Annotated in this window: 18 protein-coding genes; 12 read left to right on the forward strand and 6 right to left on the reverse strand. The window is 68.6% G+C overall.

Annotation, left to right across the window (positions count from 1 at the left end):
- Window positions 1–67 precede the first annotated feature (67 nt).
- From AB0P11_RS02560 to AB0P11_RS02590, 7 genes are read left to right on the forward strand one after another with little or no spacing between them, the layout of a single operon-like run.
- Window positions 68–1,432, forward strand: coding sequence for a hypothetical protein (locus AB0P11_RS02560; RefSeq protein WP_053098675.1), 1,365 nt, complete (start codon window positions 68–70; stop codon window positions 1,430–1,432).
- On the forward strand, window positions 1,429–2,673 hold the full coding sequence (locus AB0P11_RS02565) for an FHA domain-containing protein (RefSeq protein WP_053098676.1): 1,245 nt from the start codon (window positions 1,429–1,431) through the stop codon (window positions 2,671–2,673). Before AB0P11_RS02560 ends, AB0P11_RS02565 begins: the two co-directional genes overlap by 4 nt.
- Window positions 2,670–6,644 carry a type VII secretion protein EccCa gene (eccCa, locus tag AB0P11_RS02570; protein WP_230100959.1) on the forward strand — a complete coding sequence of 1,325 codons (3,975 nt, stop codon included), beginning with the start codon at window positions 2,670–2,672 and terminating at the stop codon, window positions 6,642–6,644. Before AB0P11_RS02565 ends, eccCa begins: the two co-directional genes overlap by 4 nt.
- A 19-nt stretch (window positions 6,645–6,663) precedes the next feature.
- A complete protein-coding gene (locus AB0P11_RS02575; protein WP_053098678.1) occupies window positions 6,664–6,966 on the forward strand; it encodes an SAV_915 family protein in 303 nt (100 codons plus the stop codon).
- On the forward strand, window positions 6,963–7,259 hold the full coding sequence (locus tag AB0P11_RS02580; protein WP_053098679.1) for a hypothetical protein: 297 nt from the start codon (window positions 6,963–6,965) through the stop codon (window positions 7,257–7,259). Before AB0P11_RS02575 ends, AB0P11_RS02580 begins: the two co-directional genes overlap by 4 nt.
- A complete protein-coding gene (locus AB0P11_RS02585; RefSeq protein WP_056276658.1) occupies window positions 7,259–8,470 on the forward strand; it encodes a hypothetical protein in 1,212 nt (403 codons plus the stop codon). Before AB0P11_RS02580 ends, AB0P11_RS02585 begins: the two co-directional genes overlap by 1 nt.
- Window positions 8,470–9,222 (forward strand): hypothetical protein, encoded by a 753-nt coding sequence (locus tag AB0P11_RS02590; RefSeq protein WP_363519473.1) that lies wholly within the window; start codon window positions 8,470–8,472, stop codon window positions 9,220–9,222. Before AB0P11_RS02585 ends, AB0P11_RS02590 begins: the two co-directional genes overlap by 1 nt.
- Before the next feature lie 25 nt (window positions 9,223–9,247).
- Here AB0P11_RS02590 and AB0P11_RS02595 read toward each other — a convergent pair whose 3' ends face one another.
- Both AB0P11_RS02595 and AB0P11_RS02600 read right to left on the reverse strand, forming a co-directional pair.
- The gene (locus tag AB0P11_RS02595; protein ID WP_363519476.1) at window positions 9,248–9,718 is read right to left on the reverse strand and encodes a recombinase family protein; all 471 of its coding nucleotides are present in this window, start codon (window positions 9,716–9,718) and stop codon (window positions 9,248–9,250) included.
- 52 nt (window positions 9,719–9,770) lie between these two features.
- On the reverse strand, window positions 9,771–10,760 hold the full coding sequence (locus tag AB0P11_RS02600) for a malate dehydrogenase (protein ID WP_072590671.1): 990 nt from the start codon (window positions 10,758–10,760) through the stop codon (window positions 9,771–9,773).
- A 50-nt stretch (window positions 10,761–10,810) separates the two neighbouring features.
- On the opposite strand from AB0P11_RS02600, the gene AB0P11_RS02605 reads away from it, so the two are divergent.
- Both AB0P11_RS02605 and pip read left to right on the forward strand, forming a co-directional pair.
- Window positions 10,811–11,692: a neutral zinc metallopeptidase gene (locus AB0P11_RS02605; RefSeq protein WP_056276671.1), complete on the forward strand. Its 882-nt coding sequence runs from the start codon at window positions 10,811–10,813 to the stop codon at window positions 11,690–11,692.
- A 9-nt stretch (window positions 11,693–11,701) separates the two neighbouring features.
- On the forward strand, window positions 11,702–12,664 hold the full coding sequence (pip, locus tag AB0P11_RS02610) for a prolyl aminopeptidase (protein WP_171821979.1): 963 nt from the start codon (window positions 11,702–11,704) through the stop codon (window positions 12,662–12,664).
- A gap of 24 nt (window positions 12,665–12,688) precedes the next feature.
- Here the strand turns inward: pip and AB0P11_RS02615 are convergent, their stop codons facing one another.
- From AB0P11_RS02615 to AB0P11_RS02625, 3 genes are read right to left on the reverse strand one after another with little or no spacing between them, the layout of a single operon-like run.
- Window positions 12,689–14,443, reverse strand: a complete 1,755-nt coding sequence (locus AB0P11_RS02615) for an aldehyde dehydrogenase family protein (protein WP_230100961.1) — start codon at window positions 14,441–14,443, stop codon at window positions 12,689–12,691.
- 28 nt (window positions 14,444–14,471) lie between these two features.
- Window positions 14,472–15,869: an MFS transporter gene (locus AB0P11_RS02620; protein ID WP_363519480.1), complete on the reverse strand. Its 1,398-nt coding sequence runs from the start codon at window positions 15,867–15,869 to the stop codon at window positions 14,472–14,474.
- Between the two features lie 38 nt (window positions 15,870–15,907).
- Window positions 15,908–16,171: a glutaredoxin domain-containing protein gene (locus AB0P11_RS02625; RefSeq protein ID WP_053098687.1), complete on the reverse strand. Its 264-nt coding sequence runs from the start codon at window positions 16,169–16,171 to the stop codon at window positions 15,908–15,910.
- Between the two features lie 108 nt (window positions 16,172–16,279).
- Here AB0P11_RS02625 and AB0P11_RS02630 point away from each other — a divergent pair, with 108 nt between their 5' ends.
- Window positions 16,280–16,672: an SIP domain-containing protein gene (locus tag AB0P11_RS02630; RefSeq protein ID WP_056276678.1), complete on the forward strand. Its 393-nt coding sequence runs from the start codon at window positions 16,280–16,282 to the stop codon at window positions 16,670–16,672.
- A 48-nt stretch (window positions 16,673–16,720) separates the two neighbouring features.
- Here AB0P11_RS02630 and AB0P11_RS02635 read toward each other — a convergent pair whose 3' ends face one another.
- The gene (locus AB0P11_RS02635; protein ID WP_053098689.1) at window positions 16,721–17,182 is read right to left on the reverse strand and encodes an adenylyltransferase/cytidyltransferase family protein; all 462 of its coding nucleotides are present in this window, start codon (window positions 17,180–17,182) and stop codon (window positions 16,721–16,723) included.
- 163 nt (window positions 17,183–17,345) lie between these two features.
- On the opposite strand from AB0P11_RS02635, the gene AB0P11_RS02640 reads away from it, so the two are divergent.
- A complete protein-coding gene (locus tag AB0P11_RS02640) occupies window positions 17,346–18,524 on the forward strand; it encodes a glycosyltransferase (RefSeq protein WP_363519484.1) in 1,179 nt (392 codons plus the stop codon).
- Window positions 18,525–18,762: 238 nt separating this feature from the next.
- Window positions 18,763–20,280: a hypothetical protein gene (locus AB0P11_RS02645; protein WP_363519487.1), complete on the forward strand. Its 1,518-nt coding sequence runs from the start codon at window positions 18,763–18,765 to the stop codon at window positions 20,278–20,280.
- Window positions 20,281–20,297 lie beyond the last annotated feature (17 nt).

Here is a 20,297-nt window from a genome sequence, read left to right on the forward strand (position 1 = left end):
GCGTGCATGGTCGGTGGTCGGTCACGCCGCGGAGTGAGCAGCCGCACACGGTCGATAGGGTTCAGGTATGTCAGTCGAAACGGTAGAACGGCGTCGGATCGTTCTTCAGAGCGAGGACCGTCGTTTCGACCTCTCGCTTCCCTTCGACGAGACCCTCGATGACGCGCTCGTCCTCAGCGGACTGTCGACGGCCGATCGCTTCGCGACGATCGGTCCCGGCGGATTCGAGATCCCCGGCGACACCGAATGCGAGGACCTCATCGACGGAGGCCTCTACGCGCTGATCGACCGCACGGCACTCGCGCCGCAGGCGCGAGCCACGGGCGCGCCGGAGCGGCCTTCGCGCGCGGACCACGGCGCCCGATGGTGGATGCTCGGCGTCAGCGGACTGCTGCTCGTCGCGGTCTTCGCCCAGGGGGCCGGAGATCCGCTGCTCAGGCTCCTGATCGGTCTCCTCCTCGTGGTCGGCGCCGTGAGCGGTGCCGTCGCATGGTCGCGCCGGGACTCCGCAGCGGGGGTGCGCGGCATCCTCGGCGTCCTCGCGCCTGTCCTCCTGTCGTTCTCGGCCGGAGCGCTCCTGATCCCGGCTCAGCTCGACGCGAGTGCGCACCTCTCCGCCGCATCCGGGTTCCTCGCCGCGGGCATCACCACTTCGGTCATCGCCGTCTCTGCCCGAGCCCGTCCGATGCGCGCGGCCGCCGGAACGGCGACGGTGCTCCTCGTGGGTCTCGCGGCGGTCTGGGGGCTCTCGCTGCTGCTGCGATGGGGCCCCGCCGAGGCCGCAGCCATCTCTCTCGGACTCGTGCCGCTCGGGCTGCGCGCACTGCCCAGCAGCCTGGTGAACCTCCCGGAGGGGTACTTCATCGACTACAAGCACTTCATGACCAGCCGGTGGACGGTTCGAGGAGCGATCCCGGAGTCGGTCGGGCTGCTGCGGCCCGAGCGCATCATCGCCGTCGTCGATGACTCCTCGGCCCGGCTCATCGCCGGAACAGCAGTGCTCAGCGTCGTCGCCGCGCTCATGGCTCCTCTCGCCTTCCTGCGCCCGTGGCCGGACGACCCCTTCGTGATCTCGGGTGGCATCGCACTCCTCGTCTGCGTCGCGCTCGCACTCCTCCTGACCCCTCGGCACACGACGTCGCGCATCCTCCGCTGGCTCCCGCGTGCGGCGGCGGCGGTCGTGTCCGTGGTCGCCGGGTTGCAGGCGGCCGCAGCGCTGGGCTCCGGCTTCCAGGTGCTCGGCGCCGCCGTGCTGTTCGCGGTGGGCCTCGCGGCGGTCGCCGTGATCATCCCCGTCTCTCGCGGTGCGAGCTCGCTCATCTGGTCGCGCTTCGGTGACGCCTTCGAATGGCTCGCCGTCGCCCTCGCCCTTCCCGCCGCGCTGCTCTACGCGAATGTGCTGTCCCTCGTTCGTGGAATGATGGCCGGATGAGCGGGAACGGTGAACCACAGTCCTGGCCGGGCGGTGGAGCGATCCCACCCGTCCAGCCCGGACCCGGCCAGCTCGGGGAGGTCCCGGCGCTCCCGCCGGCGCTGATCGCCGCGGCCCCCGGTGTCGACGGCGCGCCCCTCCGGTCCGCATCCGCGCCTCCCAGCCCCACTCCGATCGTCTCGACACGCGCCAGGACGAGACGACCCGAAGACGGGCTCGGTCCGGCTTTCGTCGGCTCGCCCGCGGGGACCGGGGCGCGGATCGCCGCCTTCACGCTCGACAGCGCCGCCGTCATCCTCGCCGCGTCCATCGTCCTCATCACCACTCGCAGCATGCTGCTGGCCGGCCTCACGGTCGCCGAGCTCGCCATCTTCCTGTGCGTGCTCGAAGCGCGCACAGGACTCACCCTGGGCAACGCCGTGCTGCGTCTGCGCGCGTCTCGCGGCGACCGGCCGTACTCGCCCGGCGTGGGGCGCCAGTTCGTGCGGGGGATCATCACCGGCGCCGGCTTCCTCGTCGCGGTCGGCAGCTGGGTCGTCGTCGCCTCGAGCGCATGGGACCGTGGCGGACGTCGTCAATCGTGGGCCGATCGCGTGGCCGGCACGGTCGTCGTCGCCGTCCCGCCGCGGGCGCCCGCCGATGCGCCGCAGGAGGCGACGGTCGCCGAGGTCGCCACTCCGCTCGCTCCTCCGCAGGTCGTGCCTCTCGGTGCCCATCCGTCCGTCGTCGACGAGGACTCCGAGCCCACCGACGCCCGCGCGGCCTCGCACCGCACCGAGAAGCCCGCCCCCGCGGCCCAGGGTGACGACAAGCCGCTCTTCACGGTCGCCCCGGCGGCTGCGCAGCATTCCGATGCTCCGACTCCGGCATCCGAGTCCGGGGCGTTGCTCCTGATCTTCGACACCGGCCAGCGCGTGCAGCTGGGGCTCCCTCTGGCGGCGAACATCGGTCGCGCGCCGGTGGCGAGTGTGCACGACGATCGGCTGGTGACCGTGACCGACCCCGACTCCTCGGTGTCGAAGACGCACCTCCGGCTCGAGCACTCGCGCGGCAGAACCTGGGTGACCGATTTCGGCTCCACCAACGGGTCCGACATCCGATCCGACGACGGGCAGACGACCGAGCTCGTCGCCGGCGAGCGCGTTCTGCTCGACGATGCCGACCGGGTGCGCATCGGCAATCGGAGCTTCACCATCAGCCTCCTGCTGGCCACCGACAGCAGCGCCGGAGAGAGAGCATGACAGGACCCCGTCTCGCGCCGCCCCGAGTCCCCTCCGGAAAGCTCCCCGTCCAGGCGCCGCCCGAGCTGCAGCCCAATGACGGCGGTATGGGAATCCTCGGATCCCTCCTGCCGATGCTGGGCAGCGTGGGCGCGATCGTCATGGTCACGATGTCGAACCAGTCGGTGACCGGACTGCTCACCGGCGGGATGTTCCTGCTGTCGTCGCTCGGCTTCGTGGCGGTGAACGGATGGCGTCAGCGATCCCAGCGGCAGGCCGCGACGCTCGGCTCGCGCCGTGAGTATCTCGCCTACCTGACCGAGCTGCGTCAGACCGTGCGGGTCGCGGCTCGCCAGCAGCGCCGTGCAGCGAACTGGCACCTCCCCGCACCGTCGGCGCTGCCGTACATCGCCGAAGAGCGCACCAGGGTATGGGAACGCGGGATGAACGACCCCGACTTCCTCACGGTGCGTGTCGGCACGAGCGACCAGCCGCTGTGCATCTCGCTCGAGGCACCGGAGCTGCCGCCGCTCGCCCAGCTCGACCCGGTCGCCGCCTCTGCCGCGCACCGCTTCATGCTGACGCACGAGATCCAGAAGAACCTCTCGCTCGGCATCACGCTGCGCGACTACGCCCGTGTCGAGATCACGGGAGACGAGACCGAGTCCCGCGGCCTCGCGCGCGCCATCCTGCTGCACCTCGCGACGATGCACGATCCCGACACGGTGCAGGTCGTCATCGCGGCGGACGCGGCGGTGCTCCCGCAGTGGGAGTGGGCGAAGTGGATGCCGCACACGCACTCGCGCACGGTCAGGGACGGGCTCGGCGCTGCGCGCATGATCGGATCTCAGCTGTCGGAGCTCGAGGAGATGCTTCCGGCCGAGGTCAGGGAGCGGTCGCGTTTCGCGCGTGACGGATCCGGTGCCAAGGTGCCGCACATCGTCATCCTGACCGATGGGGTCAGCACCTCCTTCAACGACGCGCTCGTCAGCGGCGACGGCGTGCAGGGTGTGACCGTGATCGACCTCCCCTCACGGTGGGGCGATCTCGACGATCCGAACGCCCTGCGCATCGCGTTCGAGCCGGGGGACAAGGGTCGCCGAGCCGAGCTGGTCAGCCTGCAGGTTCCCGCGCGTCCGTTCGAAGCAGACTCGATCAGCATCGTCGAGGCCGAGGCGACAGCGCGTCGACTCATCGCCCTCTACGCGGGTGGCACGACCATCGCGAAGAAGAAGAGCGCGACCGATCAGGCGGAGCTCGTCGAGCTGCTCGGCCTTCCCGACGTCCGCGATCTCGATCTCGATGCCGCGTGGGCCCCGCGTCTCGAGCGCGACCGTCTCCGGGTGCCCATCGGGCAGACCGAAGACGGCAGCCCTCTGATCCTCGACATCAAGGAATCGGCCCAGCAGGGCATGGGCCCGCACGGCCTCATCATCGGTGCGACGGGTTCGGGCAAGTCCGAGGTCCTCCGCACGCTCGTGCTCGCGCTGGCGATGACGCATTCTCCCGAGCAGCTCAACTTCGTGCTGGTCGACTTCAAGGGTGGTGCCACCTTCGCCGGTATGGCGGACATGCCCCACGTCTCGGCGATCATCACTAACCTCGGCGAGGAGATCTCGCTCGTCGATCGTATGCAGGATGCGCTGCAGGGCGAGATGGTCCGCCGTCAGGAGCTGCTGCGGGCGACGGGGCCCTTCGCCAACGTCGCAGACTACGAGAAGGCCCGCCGTGGCGGACGCACGGACCTCGCTCCGCTTCCCGCTCTGCTCATCGTCGCCGACGAGTTCTCGGAGCTGCTGTCGGCGAAGCCGGAGTTCGTCGACACGTTCGTCAACATCGGTCGCCTCGGACGTTCGCTCCAGGTGCACCTGCTGCTCTCCTCGCAGCGCCTGGAGGAGGGCAAGCTGCGCGGTCTCGACACGCACCTGTCGTACCGGATCGGCCTCCGCACGTTCTCAGCCGCCGAGTCGCGCACCGTGCTCGGAGTTCCTGACGCGTACCACCTGCCCACTCAGCCCGGTGCCGGAATCCTGAAGTCCGACACCGAGACGATGACGCAGTTCCGCGCCGCCTATGTGTCCGGGCCCCCGCCCCGCCGTCGGCGCCGCGCGACATCGGGCTCTGCGCAGAGCACCGGGTCGACAGCGGTCGAGCTCTTCACCGCAGCACCCGTGTGGCGGGCCGAGACGCCCGTCGACGAGCCTGAGGTCGTCGTCGACGCCGAGCCCGAAGAGAAGCGCAACACGTTCGAGATCGCCGTCGAGACGATGAGTGGCCGAGGACCGGCCGCCCATCAGGTGTGGCTCCCGCCGCTCGAGACGCCCGCGACGCTCGACCAGCTGTTCGGCGACCTCGTCGAAGACCCCGCCCTCGGTCTCATCTCCCCGCGCTGGCGGGGCGCCGGCGCACTCACCGTGCCGCTGGGAATCGTCGACGTGCCGCTCGAACAGCGACGCGAGAACCTCGCGATCTCGCTCGGAGGGGCGGCCGGTCACATGGCGATCGTGGGCGCTCCGCTCAGCGGCAAGAGCACCCTCGCCCGCACCACGTTGGTCGCGCTGGCGCTCACGCACACTCCGCAGGAGGTGCAGTTCTTCGTCATCGACTTCGGCGGCGGCAGCTTCACCGGCCTGCAGCGGTTCACGCACATCAGCGGGGTGGCCACGCGTTCGGAACCCGACATCGTGCGTCGCACGGTGGCCGAGGTCACGGGCCTGCTCAACGCCCGCGAGGTGTACTTCCGTCAGAACGGCATCGACTCGATCGACACCTACCGCCAGCGCCGCGCCCAGGGACTCGCCGACGACGGCTACGGCGACATCTTCCTCCTGGTCGACGGCTGGGGAACCCTGCGTGCCGAGTTCGAGATGCTCGAACCGCAGATCCAGGCGATCGCCGCGCGCGGTCTCACCTACGGTGTGCACATCGTCATCACGGCGTCGCGCTGGATGGAGGTCCGAGCCAACATCAAGGACCTCATCGGCACCCGCATCGAGCTGCGCCTCGGCGATCCGACCGACTCCGAGGTCAACCGCAAGGCCGCCGAGAACGTCACGTCGATCCCGGGCCGCGGACTCAACGAGAACGGCCTGCAGATGCTGACCGCACTGCCGCGCATCGACGGTGTCGATGACGCCTCCTCGCTGGCCGACGGCATCGACGACCTGGTCACCCGGGTGGCATCAGCGTGGCACGGCCCCGCGGGTCCGAAGCTTCGTCTGCTGCCGTCGCGCATCAGCCACGCCGATCTGCGAGCGGTCGCCGCCGCCGCTTCGACCGACGGCTCGGAACCCCGCGAGATCCTGCTGGGAATCGACGAGGCCAACCTGGCCCCGTTCTCGATCGATCCGCTCGAAGAGCCTCTGCTCTACCTCTACGGCGACGCCGACTCGGGCAAGTCGTCGATGCTCCGTGGTGTCGTGCATGAGATCACGCGTCTCTACGGCCCGACGGAGGCGAAGATCTTCGTCGTCGACTATCGCCGAGCGCTGCTGGGTGAGATACCGCAGGAGTATCTCGGCGCCTACCTCACGTCGCACGAGATGACCGAGGGCGGGATGAGCGAGCTCGCGCAGTTCTTCCAGAGCCGCATCCCCGGCGCCGATGTCACGCCCGACCAGCTGCGCTCCCGGTCGTGGTGGAAGGGCGCCGAAGGTTTCGTGCTGATCGACGACTACGACCTCGTGGCGACGTCGCAGGGCAATCCGGTCGCTGTGCTCGCACCTCTGCTCGCGCAGGCCGCCGACCTCGGGCTCCACGTGATCCTCACGCGTCGCACCGGCGGAGCCAGCCGCGCGGCCTACGATCCGATCATCCAGCGGATGACCGACCTGGGTGCCACCGGCATCCTGCTCTCGGGAAACCCCGAGGAGGGTCAGCTGATCGGCAAGGTCAAGGCGATCCCGGCCATTCCGGGGCGTGCCCAGATCGTCAGCCGAGACCGCGGGCTGGTCGCCGCCCAGCTGCTGTGGGTGCCGCCGAGCTACCAGTAGGACCGAGAGAGAGGCCGTCATGACCTTCGAACCCCTAACGCCGTCTCAGCCGATGGTGCCGCCCGTGCTGTATCTGCCGTTGAGCGTGACGTCGACTCCGGAGGCGCAGCTCGTCGAGATCAGGGAGTTGAAGGACGGGCGGCTCGCTCTCCTCGCATACACGGCGCTCGACCGGCTGCTGACGCTTGCGGGCGAACGGCAGCCGTGGATCCTGGTGCGCACCGAGGACCTCGCGGAGATCAAGCGCGCGCAGCCGTACGACGTCGTGATCTTCGATCTCGATGTGCCCGCGTCGTATCGACGGGACGGGGCGATCGCATGACTCGCATCGCGATGGACCCGGAGGTCATGGCCGTCCACGCGAGCATGCACGAGGAGGCCGTGGAGGCGATCGAAGGCAAGCTCGCCGCCATTCCGACCGCCGTCGACGGTGGCCTCGCTTCCGATGCGGTGGCGGCGATCATGATGCGGGTCGGTGACGGCGTCGACGCGCTGTACCGGATCAACGGCACGCTCGGAGAGATCGTCCGTGCCATCGCACAGGATTCCGCGACGAACGAGCAGGACGTGATCGATCAGCTCACCCCGGTCGCGACGATCGTCGAGGACCTCTGATGACGATCGACACGACCACCCATGGTGACGCCGCGCAGGTGCGGGCGGCTGCGGAGTGGCTCGATCCCGGTCTGAAAGACGCGGCCGACGGGTCGTCCCGCACGACGAGCTTCATCCCCACGGGCGTCCGATCGCACTGGTACGGCGAATCGGCTGACGACTACGTCACCATCCTGTCGCGGACCACGGACGCGGCGGACGAGATCGCAGGGTTGGCGCGCGACGCGGCGGAGAAGCTGCGCTCGTACGCCGGCCAGCTGGAGCGGATGAAGGAGGACTTCGCCGCGCATCGGGAGAAGGCCCGCGGCGAGGGGCTCCCCGTGAACGGAATGGTGATCGGTCGGCCGGTCTCCCTGATTCCCGTGTGTCCTGCGACGCGCGACGATCCGTACTGGGATGAGTGGCAGCAGCACCTCGACCGCATCGACCTGTACAACAAGATCGCCGAGGACGTCGGTTCGTGGTGGGGCGAGCTCGAAGTCTGGATCAGCGAGAATCTCGACGGCTTCCTCGATGGGCTCCCGACGCAGTCCACCGCACAGAAGATCCTCGCCGGGCTCCACGAGGCGGGCGGTGAGGCTCCGAAGATCTACCTCGAAGGGCAGGCGCTCGCGTGGAAGACGACGGCGACCGACCTTGTCTCCCATGCGGAGGATCTCCGCCTCGGGGCCTCCGACTTCGTGCGCGAGCTGCGGTCCGGGAACCCGGCTGTGAAGGCGGCTGCGGAGGCGGCCAACCCCGGCGGAATGCGCTGGGCGGCGGACGAGGCGGAAGACCTCGCTCGGCGACTCTCCCGAGCGGGCAAGGCGCTGCCGGTCGTGGGCTGGGGCATCGACATCTGGAACCTGGGTTCCGACATGTCCACAGGTGACGACCCCTCCTCCACTGCTGTGGAGATCGGCGGCGGTGTCATCGGCGGCATCGCTGCCACCGCCGGCGTCGCGGCTCTCGCCGCGGCGGGTGTGATCACTCTGCCGGTCTGGGGCACTGCGGTCGTCGTCGGCGGGGCTGCGGTGGCAGTGGGCGCCGGCGCTGTCTGGGCGTACGAGAGCTGGGTGCCGCAGGACGTGCGGGAGTCCATCGATGCAGGGATGGAGAACGCATGGGACGCGACCACGGACTTCGCCGAGGACGCGTGGGAGAACACCACCGATTTCGTCGGCGACGTCGGTGACGGCGTCGGGAAGGCGTGGAAGGGTCTGTTCGGGTGATGGGGCAGGAGAAGACCGCGGAGACCGTCTGGGTTCCCGGCCATGCCGGATGGCAGGGCCAGAAGGGGTCGACGACGGGGCTGGTGGTGCTCGGCGTCGTGCTCACGGCAGCAGTCGTCTTCTATGCGGTGACACTGCTGGCCGACCCCGCCCCGGCCATGAAGCTCCTCGGATCGGGGGTCGTGCTGGCGGTCGGCGTCGCGGCGTGGCTGTTGACCGCTCATCTCCGGATCGAACGAGTGAGGGTCGTACGGGTTGCGGTCGACGGATCGACGGTCGTGTTCGGCGGTGCGGCGGAGGTCGTCTGGCCGCTGCGCGCGTTCGTCGCAGCCGGAGCGCTGCTCCTCGCCGGATGGGCGTGGAGCATCTTCACCGTTCCTGCCGAACGGATGACGATACTGACTCTGCTGGGCGTGCCGGTGATCGGGCTGATCCTGCTCACCGTCGGCGTGCGCTCGTGGTTCCGTTCTCTCGACGGCCACCGCCTCACCCTGCGTCGTGACGGGATCGAGCTGCGGATTCCACGCAACCGCGTGAATGCGGCCTGGGATGAGATCTCGGCTGCATCGTTGGAGGGCGATCGCGTGGTCGTCCGGACGACGACGACGCGTCCATCCTCGTGGGCGACGCGCGATCTCGCGAGTGATCCGGTGATCCTCGCGGAACTCGTCTCCTTCTACGGGAAACGCCCCGAGGCCCGCGCCGAGATCGGAGCGGGAACTCTCGCTCGACTTCGCTCGGGAGACTTCTGAGCGCGAGACATGTGAACCCGCGAGCTCAGCGCGTGGCGTCGGCCAGATGACGCGCGTCGTGACTCAGCACCTTGACGATGATGCCGTGGCGACGCAGCTCCTTGGCGGCACGCGCGCCCTCTTCGGAGTCGCGGCCGAGAGCGTTGATGTTCGCCACGACCAGGACGTCACCGGGCTTCAGTGTGCTGATCAATCGCGACAGCCGATCGCTCCAGCTCTCGAGGATGTCGGGAGCGGGGTGCCGGAATCCTTCGATCGGCACCCCGAAACGCGTGAGATCGTCGCGCTGCTCGACCACCGAGGGCATGCCCTCGCGGGAGACCACGAGCCCGACCAGACGTGAACCGTCAGGGCGTGCGAGCCAGAAGTCGCGATTCTGCTGCAGTTCTGTGAAGCACTTGGGGCACTCCGCAGCCGCGTGCGGCAGATGCAGCGGGCTCGTCAGGGCCTCGTCGACGGATGCCGTCGCCTTCATGGGATCGATCGTCTCGCTCATCGCGCACCTCCGGCATCCATTCTGCCCTGCGCGGAGCCGGAGCGGTGACCTTTCAGAGCATCCCGAGGGCTGTGACCGCGTCCCGTTCCTCGACGAGCTCGGCCACCGAGGCATCGATGCGCGTGCGGGCCCACTCGCTGACCTCGAGCCCCTCGACGATCTGCCATTCTCCGTCGACCGACCGCACGGGGAACGACGAGATCAGGCCGGCGGGCACGCCGTACTCGCCATGCGAGACCACGCCGGCCGAGGTCCAGTCGTCGGTGCCGCGCACCCAGTCGCGCACATGCTCGATCGTGGCGTTCGCGGCGGAGGCGACGGACGATGAGCCGCGCACCTCGATGATCTCGGCACCTCGCTTCGCGACCCGGGGGATGAAGGTCTGCTCGAGCCACGTGGGCACATCGCCGACGATGGCCTCGAGCGCATCCGCGACGGGCCTGCCGCCGACGGTCGCGTGCGAGACGTCGGGGAACTGCGTCGCGGAGTGATTGCCCCAGATCGGCACACGTCGCACGGTGTCGACCGGCACGGCGAGCGTCTGTGCCAGCTGGGCTCTGGCGCGATTCTCGTCGAGCCGGGTGAGCGCCGCGAATCGCTCGGCCGGAACGCCGTCCGCCGAGGCCGACGCGATCAGCGCGTTCGTGTTCGCCGGGTTGCCGACCACCGTGACCCGCACGCCATCCGCGGCATGGGCGGCGATAGCGGCACCCTGGGGACCGAAGATGCCGGCGTTGGCCGCGAGCAGGTCTCCGCGCTCCATGCCCGGCCCGCGCGGTCTCGCGCCGACGAGCAGAGCGAGATCGCACCCGTCGAAGCCGACGGCCGGGTCGTCCGTGACCTCGACGTGCTCGAGCAGTCCGAAGGCGCCGTCCTGCAGTTCGAGGGCCGCACCCTCGGCGGCGCCGAGCCCCTGAGGGATCTCCAGCAGCCGCAGCCGTACCTTCTCGTCGGGGCCCAGCAGGTCTCCCGCGGCGATCCTGAAGAGCAGTGCGTAGCCGATCTGTCCGCCCGCACCCGTGAGCGTGATGGTGGTCGTCATGCCTCGAGCCTACGACGGTGCGAGCCCGTGGTGCAGAGTACCCTCGTGGCATGACCTTCAACCCTGACGCAGACGTCTCCGGCAACACGGCCCGCCGACGTGGCCGTGGTGCCGTCGTCGCCGGAGCGGGCGGCGTCGGCCTGCTCGGCATCATCGCCCTGATCGCCGGACCCCTGCTCGGCATCGATCTGACCGGCCTCCTGGGCGGCGGCACGACCGGTGGCGGGACGGAGCCGCAGGGGGGCAGTGTGATCGAGAACTGCCAGACCGGCGAGGATGCCAACGAGAACGTCGACTGCCGTGTCGCCGCATCCCAGCTCGCGCTCGACGGCTACTGGGAGGACTACATCGATCCGTATCGGCCGCCGCAGCTGATCGTGGTCGATGGAGCGACCTCGACCGCCTGCGGCACCGCGTCGAACGCGGTCGGTCCCTTCTACTGCCCGCCGGATGAGACGGTCTACATCGACCCCACGTTCTTCGATCTGATGGAGCAGCAGTTCGGAGCATCCGCCGGCAACCTCGCCCAGCTGTACATCGTCGGGCACGAGTGGGGACACCACATCCAGTACATCACCGGCGTCATGGACAGGTACCCGAACAACGGCACGGGGCCGGACAGCAACGGCGTGCGCGTCGAGCTGCAGGCCGACTGCTATGCGGGTGCGTGGATCGGGCAGATGACGAAGGAGAAGGACCCCGACGGGGTTCCTTACCTCCTGCCGCCGACCGAGGCGGAGCTCGAGGACGCCCTGAACGCCGCGAACACCGTCGGCGACGACAACATCCAGCAGCAGTCGTCCGGCACCGTCAATCCCGAGAGCTTCACGCACGGCACGAGTGTGCAGCGCAAGGCCTGGTTCGCCCAGGGATACACCAACGGTCTGGACGTCTGTGAGCAGCCGCTGACCGTGTCCGGCGGAGAGCTGTAGGCAGGCGCGATGGACCTGGACGCGCTGTACCCGCCCATCGAGCCCCATGAGACGGGCGAGCTGCTCGTCGGTGACGGACACCGCATGTACTGGGAGGTCAGCGGGAACCCCGAGGGCAAGCCCGTGGTCTTCCTCCACGGCGGACCGGGCAGTGGCACCTCGCCCTGGCAGCGACGATTCTTCGACCCGGAGGTCTACCGCATCGTGCTGCTCGACCAGAGGGGCTGCGGGCGCAGCACCCCGCACGCGAGTGCGCCGGACGCCGACCTCCGCTTCGTCACCACCGCGCACCTGATCGCCGACATCGAGCTGCTGCGCAAGAACCTCGGCGTCGAGCAGTGGCAGGTGTTCGGGGGATCGTGGGGTAGCGCGCTCGCACTCGCCTATGCGCAGGCTCATCCGGATGCCGTCAGCGAGCTGATCCTGCGAGGCATCTTCACCCTTCGGCGCGCAGAGCTCGAATGGTTCTACGAGGGCGGGGCCGCCGCGCTGTTCCCCGACCTGTGGGAGGAGTTCATCGCTCCGATTCCGGTGCTCGAGCGCTCGCACATGATCGAGGCCTACCACCGGCGTCTGTTCGACGCCGACCCTGCGGTGCATGGTCCGGCGGCGGTGGCCTGGTCACGGTGGGAGGCGTCGACCGTGACCCTTCGCCCGGACGCCGCGCAGATCGAGGCGATGTCAGACCCGGACACGGCTATCGCCTTCGCCCGGATCGAGAATCACTTCTTCGTGAATCGCGGATGGTGGAGCGAGGGTCAGCTGATCGACGGTGTCGACGGCATCCGCCATATCCCGACGGTCATCGTGCAGGGACGCCACGACGTGTGCACGCCGATGATGACGGCGTGGGATCTGCACGTGGCCTGGCCGGAGGCGGAGTTCGTCGTGGTCGACGACGCGGGTCACTCGGCGACGGAGCCCGGCATCCAGCGAGCGCTGCGTGCAGCGACCGACCGCTTCTCGGCCTGACGGCTCGCGGCCGCAGGGAGTGCGTCAGGCGCGCAGAGCCGCAGTCAGCGTCTTCACCAGCCGGATCAGACCGCCGTCGGCGCGGAATCGCGTGAGCCCTTCGCTGACCGTCGCCCCCGTGCGCGCGGAGACGAACCACGGCGGCTTCGGGAGGATGCTGAGGCGTCCGCCGCCATTCGCCACCGGGAGCGACCGGGGGAAGGGACGGAACGGTCCGCGGATCACCGAGCGCTCGACGCGGTCGAGCAGGAGCGCGTTGTGGACCACTCCGATGCCGCTGCCGACGTCGGCGATCGTGCTGCCGGGGAATGCTCCCCAGGTCATCGTCGGGGTGATGAAGCCGAAGGCGGTCCAGCCGTTGATCGCGATAGACCCGTAGCGCAGGGCGGCGATGGCACGGTCGAATCCGGCGCCGAGGGCCTTCTCGGTCGACGGCTCGATGAGCAGGTTCGCCCCGAGGGTCCCCTGCAGCCGGTCATTCGCATAGGCCACCGCCGAGTCGAGGAACTCCTGACCGGTTCCGGCGAGCGAGACGACGCCCAGCACCGGGGCGAAGTACTCGGTGCTCTGCAGCGCCGTGGCGTCGTCGCCGTCGGAGACCTCGACCAGCACTCTGTCGCCGAGCACGAGGGCATCGGGGTACGCGTCGGTCGCGAGGTGCATCCGCGAGGGGGAGCCCGGGTACCAGATCGGTCGTTCCGGAGCGTTCGCATAGGCGCGGCGGAGGGCCGCCCGGAAGTCATCGGCCTGCGCCCAGTCGGAGGACATGATGACGACCTGTCCGGCGATGCAGTTGTGGCCGCTGTTCTGCAGGCGCATGGTGGCGACGTGCTCGGCCTGGTACGTGAGATCGGCGTCGGTCCACTCGCCCGGCACGATGATGATGGGCGATACTCCGCCGAGCTCGGCGGTGATGGGCTTCTTCAGCAGCGGGCGGTCCTCACGGCGTCGCCGGGTGGCGGCAGCTCCGGTACCCCACACGATCGTGTCGAAGGTCGCGGCCGATCCGGTGATGTGCACGTGCGCGAGGCCGGAATGCCCGGTGAGGTAGGTGCCGACCTCGGGCCCGCCACGGGTGATGCGCAGCAGTCCTGGGCCGATGAGCGGTGCGAGCGCCCGCTTGTAGACGGGCACCAGCGCATCCTGGGTCGGATTGACCTTGAGCAGCGCCGTGCGATTGTGCGCGAGCAGTTCGTAGAGCACGTCGAGCACGGGGATCGAGGTGATGTTGCCGGCGCCGAGCACGAGCCCCACGCCCCCCGATTCCGAGGGCGTGCGCTGGGCCAGTCCGGCCGCGGCGCGTGCGCCGTTCGGGGTCACCCCGGGTTCGAGCCAGACCTCGCCCGTGTAGCCCGAGAGCAGGAACCGATCGAGGCCCGTGAGAGGGAAGGCATGCACGCGGGTGCGTCCACCCGGGGCGCGGTCGATCGTGATCCCGTCGAGCGGGTTGGTGCCGTGCGCGAGGCGCGCGAGGGTCTCGATGTAGGCGTCGAGGGCGCCGAGAACGCTGTAGGGACCGCTGAGCCATTCCTCGCCACGCAGCGGATGCCGGGCGTCGAGGCCCTTCGAGGCGGCTGCGGTGTGCGCCCAGTCCTCAGCAGCGGCGGCGACGCTCGAGCGGACGGCCCGCAGGAGCGTGACCCGCTGAGCCAGTGTCAGCGCTGCCCAGGTTCGGGTGCCGGCGTGCAGGTCCTCGATCGCGGTGTCGAGGCGAGTGCGTTCGGCCTCGCCCAGCTCGGGGCTCGCCGTCGAAGCGGCGGGCGTTGTCGCAGAAGTCATCGGCGTCTCCTTCGGACGGGATCCCAGCTTATGTCGCGTACTCCGGTCGGGTGTCGATGTCGGCGCGACGCAGACGGTAGTGGCGGAGCGTCAGCAGGCTCGCTGCCATCAGGAACGAGGGAAGGATGCTGAACGCGAGCACGATGCCCGTGATCGCGGCATCCGGTTGTGAGGCTGTGGCACCTGCGACGCTCGACACGTAGCCCGTCGCGGCGAGGGTGAGGGACACAGCGCTCGCTCCGAGCGCGAACCCGATGGTCTCTCCCGCCGTCCACACTCCCGTGAAGGTGCCCGCCTGCCCGCGCCCGCTGTGCCGCTCATCGTGCGAGATCACGTCGGGGAGCATCGCCATGGGCAGCGACTGCAGTCCGGCGTAGGCGATGCCCGCCACCGCGATCGAGCCGTACATCCATGCTCCCGGCGTCCAGACCGCGACGACGAGCGATGCGGCGGCGGTCAGGAAGACCCCGCTCGCGATCGCGAACGCCCGCTCCTTGCCCAGGCGTCGCGCCACGATCGTCCAGCCGGGCGTCGCCACCAGGGCGGGACCGACGAGCGCCAGGAAGACCAGCGTGACGGCGTCCTCCGAGCGCAGCACCCAAGTGGCCACGTACTGCGCGCCGGCGAGCATCGTGCCGGTGGCGAGCGCCTGCAGCAGGAACGTGCCGAGCAGTGCGCGGAAGGGCTGGCTGCGACGCAACGTGCGCAGGCCCGCAGCGTACTGCTCACGCAGGCCCACGGGGGCGAGGGCCTTCGGTCGGTCAGCCGCGGCCATGCTCCGCGCGGCCGCATCGGCTGTCCGCGATGCGATGAGCATGCCGATGCTGATGACCACACCGGCGACCACGCCCATCAGCAGGTATCCCGTGACGGGGTCGGCGGTCGCCCGTCTCAACTCGGGTCCACCGGCGCCGAAGAGCAGGATGGATGCGGTGAGCACGACCACGCGCCACCCGAGCAGGCGGGTGCGCTCGTCGTAACCCGACGTCAACTCGGCGGGCAGCGCGACGTAGGGCACCTGGAACAGGCTGAATGACGTCGCGGTGGCGAGGAACGCGAGCAGCACGCACACCGCGCCGGCGAGGGGCCCCCACGACGGCGGCACCGCGAAGGTCAACGCGAAGAACACGGGGAGTGTCAGAGCGCCGACGACCATGAGTCCGCGACGCGAACCGGTCTTCGCGTACTGGCGGTCCGAGGCTGCGCCGATCAGGGGGTCGATGATGACGTCCCAGATCTTCGCCGCGGTCACGATGAGACCGGCCGCGAGTGCGGCGACGCCGAGATTGTCGGTCAGGAAGTACGTCAGCACGAGCCCGGGCAGCGTGGCATAGCCGCCTGTGCCGAGCGAGCCGATCGCGTACAGGGCGACCGTGCGAACGGGCAGGCGGACGGACGCCCGTTCGGGCCGAGCCGCGGTGCTCATCGCGCCAGTGTATCGGTGCGCGACGAGGCCGCTTCAGGTCAGATCAGGGAGAGTTCGCGGAGCTTCGACTCGACGTCCGCGTTCGACGGCTCGACGTGGTGCGAGGAGTCGGGGTAGACCACGACGGGGATGTTCGTGCGACCGGAGATCTCCTTCGCGACGTCGGCCGCGGAGGGGTCGGCGACGAGGTCGACATAGGTGTACTCCACGCCGAGGGAGTCGAGCTGCTTCTTGGTGCGGATGCAGTCGCGGCACCAATCGGCACCGAACATCGTGATGGCGGAGTCTGCAGGAGAAGTCATGTATCCAGCGTAGAGCCGCTCGGCTGGGCAGGCGCCGAGACGGCGGATGCGGCGATGCGACTGATCCGCCATTGATAGATAAGGGTACCCTTACCTATACTCGGGCGTATGAACAGCGCATGCGAGCACCTCGAGGATCCGGACTGGGAGAACATCGAGGGAGTCGTGCTGATCGCGGGTGATTCGACAGATGCCGGGGCCATCGCCGCCATCGCCGCTCGCATGCCGTGGGATGCCGAGGGGGTCATCCTCATCGAGGCGGCCGCTCGCATCCAGTTCCGCCACATCGACGTGCCTGAGGGAGTGTCCGTGCGGTGGCTGCTGCGCGGTGACGGTGCCCGTCAGCATGCGAAAGGCGAGCGCCTCGCGAACGCGGTGCACTCCTGGTGCGTCGAGTGGACGTGCGCGGAGCCGGCGCTGCAATGGACGGTCTGGCTCGGTGCGCACACGCCGCCGCACGTCGCACGGATGGCGCGCAGCCTGCTCGGCGTCGCGAACTGACTGACGGCAGGGTCCGGCCCGGGCCCGCCCGCCGTCAGTCAGGGGCAGTCAGCGCGTCGCGAGCGCAGGAGCGCCGCCGACGGTCGCGCCTGCGCTGATCGCATCGAGCGCACGACGCAGCGACGAGCTCGACGTGTGCGCGGTGTACGGGAAGTACACGACCTCGACGCCGACCTCCCCGAACTCCCTCTCGAGCCGCAGGCCCTTCTCGGTGCCCCGCCAGTCGTCGCCCTTGAAGAAGTGCGTGAACTGCACGTCTCGCCACGAATCCATCTTCGACGGCGTGGTCTCGACGTACACATCATCGACGAACGAGATGTGACGGACGATCTCCGCCCGCTCAACGGTCGGGATGACGGGCTCGATACCCTTCACCTGCCGCAGCATCTCATCGCTGACGACACCGGCGACGAGAATGTCGCAGTGCTGCTTGGCGTGACGAAGAAGGTTGAGATGCCCGACGTGAAACAGGTCGAAAGCACCCACGGCATAGCCGATGCGCGTCCCCATGATCTCCCCAGATCAGTATTTCCCCAGAGGCGGATCCCCATCCGCCCAGCGACTCCCACAGCCGCATCCCGTCACTCTAGCAGGTCGCGGTTTCCCGACGCATAGGAACACATGGAACTATGGAGTCCGCAGTGATGCCGGCACAGGCGAAGGGGGGCGGACAGTGGGGACAGCGGTCACCGTCATCGTGCCGACCTTCAACGAACGCGACAACGTCGCTGAACTGGTGGCCCGCACCGCGCTCGCGCTCGCCGCGTACGACGCCGAGATCCTGTTCGTCGACGACAGCACAGACAGCACGGCCGCCGAGGTCGAGCGGGTGGCAGCCGATGCTCCGCTGCCCGTGCGCGTGATCCACCGGGCCGACAACACCGGTGGGCTCGGGGGAGCGGTCGTCGTCGGGCTGGAGGCCGCACAGCACGATCTCTGCATCGTCATGGACGGCGACCTGCAGCATCCGCCCGAGCTGCTTCCCGTTCTCCTGGGAAGGCACGGCGAAGGCGGTGCCGATCTCGTCGCCGCCTCGAGATACATCGGCGGCGGCGACACGAGCGGCTTGGGAACGGCGGTCCGCTTCGGTGTCTCCAGGGCGGCCACCTGGCTGACACGGGCGATGTTCCCGATCCGTCTCGCCCGCAGCACCGATCCGATGACCGGGTTCTTCCTCGTCGACCGGTCGCGTCTGGACCTGGCCGCCCTCAAGCCGCAGGGATTCAAGATCCTCCTCGAGATCCTCGCTCGCACGGACCTCCGCATCGCCGAGGTGCCGATGGAGTTCGGCGAGCGTCGTCACGGGACCTCCAAGGCGAGCCTGCGTCAGGGGGCGACTTTCGTGGCGCACCTGGCCAGACTCCGATTCGGCAAGATGTCGCTCTTCGCGATCATCGGAGTGATCGGCGCGGCCGCGAACCTGGGGATCATGTGGCTGCTCACCGCCGCAGGTGTTCCTTATATATGGGCCGCGATCATCGGCGCCGAGGTCACGATCATCGGCAACTTCCTCCTGCAGGAGCGGTTCGTCTTCGCAGACATGCGCACGGACGCACGCGGACTGGGCGGCCGATTCGCCGCGTCGTTCACCTTCAACAACGTCGAAGCCGCACTGCGGATCCCCGTGATGGCGCTCATGGTCGAGACCTGGCATATCTCCAGCGTGCTCGCGACGGGGCTGTCGCTCATCGTCGCCTTCTTCGCGCGATTCCTCTTCCACTCCCTGGTCGTATATGCGCCGAAACGGCGTGTGAAGGCGGACGCGACGACGGGCGAGCCGAAGCCGGACACCGCGACCGTGCGCATCATCCGGGCCATCGACGCCGAGGCGATGAAGCCCGGCGAGCTCTGAGCTGCGCGGAGAATCCCGTAGATAACGATGATGTATCGTTCTCCCTGGGGGAGGGATCCGAGCTCCGTCGGTTCCGACGAGCGCTGTTGCCGGCTTGACCGGCTGCGATGCTTAAGGAGAACTGTTCAGGCTCGGCGTAAGAAGCAAGATTCTTCATGAAAAGGGCCCGACTTTCGATATGACTTTGCTCCGCGACATTTTCCCCAGACGCCAGCGAGACCGTCCCCGCGAGCGACCTATGTTGGTCGCCAGCGTGATCGCCGCGATCGTCGTGTGCTGCGTCGCGTCTCCGCAGCCCGCGATGGCGGCGGAGACCTACGACATCCGCCCCGGATCGACGAGGACGATTGCGATAAGTTCCGCGTCGAGCGCCGATGGGAGTGCTCGGGCGACCCTGAGCCTCAGCACGCTCCCGAAGGCCGGGACGAGCGTCTACACATCCGTCGAAGCCCGGACGGGCAAGGGCGGTGCCTACGTCGCTCAAGCGCGCGTCTACTCGACTGGCATCACGGTTGTCACCATCAAACGCAACAACACGACAGGCGCCGGGCACACGTCGACTTCGCTCTCCTCCGCGAAGCAACTGCCAGTGAAGCTCCGTGCCGGAGAACGACTCTCGATCAACCTGACGGTGTCGGGAACTTCCGAGGTCAAGCTCACGACGACGACTCGGATCGGTCAGGGCGCCAGCGTTTCTGTGAAGGCGTCTGACAAGTCGAAGAATCGACTGCAATCCGGGTCGAGCCGACTCACTCTGTACGCGCAGCAATCAGGCGGCAAGTTGAGCGCGCGCGTACTGGAGCTCAAAGCCGTCGCTGCACCGCAGGCGCCCGCGCCGGCTCCCAAGCCCACGCCGTCTTCCCCGCCTGCACCGGCTCCCAAGCCCACGCCGGCTCCCAAGCCCACCCCGTCTTCCCCGCCTGCACCGGCTCCCAAGCCCACCCCGGAACCGTCGCGGCCGGCGACCTCCAGTGGCGATCTACCAGACGCCACGAACACGGGGGTACCGCAGGGAACTGCTCTCTCCGTGCACAACGGTGACCTTGTCGTCGAGAAAGCGAACACGGTGATCGACGGTGTTGAGGTGCGCGGTTCCATCATCATCAAAGCGCCGGGGGTCGTCATCCGGAACTCCCGCATCGTGGGCGGGCAAAACGCCAACAGCGTCGGTCTGGTGTCCAACGTTGTCTCCGGTCAGCCCTTTACGATCAGGGATTCCGAGATCTACGCAGCGTACGAGAATCCGCGCTGGAACGGCATATTCGGGTCGAATTTCGTCGCAGAACGCGTCGAGATCTATAACGTGGTGGATCCGATCCGCATCATCGGCAACAACGTCACGGTGCGAGCCTCATGGCTGCACGACAGCTCGTATTGGGCAAGCGATCCGCTCCGCAACGGGGCGGCGACGCACGACGATTCGATTCAGATCGAAGCGGGCGGTTCCATTCTCATCGAGGGCAACAGGCTGGAAGATGCGCATAATGCAGCGATCCAGGTGACTCAGAACAAGAGCCTCGCACAACTGGGCACTCTGACGATCCGGGATAACTACATCCAGGGCGGGGCATGCAGCATCAACATCGCCGCCACGCCGCAGCCCATCCGCCCGTCGATCGTGGGCAATGTCTTCGGGCCGGAGCGTCTCCACCGCACATGTGCGGTGATCGCTCCTCAGACCAATGCCCCATCACTCAGTGGAAACATCTGGGAGGCCACCAAGGCCGTTGCCAACTCCTTCGTTGTCCTGGACTGACATCGGACGCCGATGCC

Source organism: Microbacterium sp. NPDC079176 (assembly GCF_040686675.1).
Taxonomy (GTDB): Bacteria; Actinomycetota; Actinomycetes; order Actinomycetales; family Microbacteriaceae; genus Microbacterium.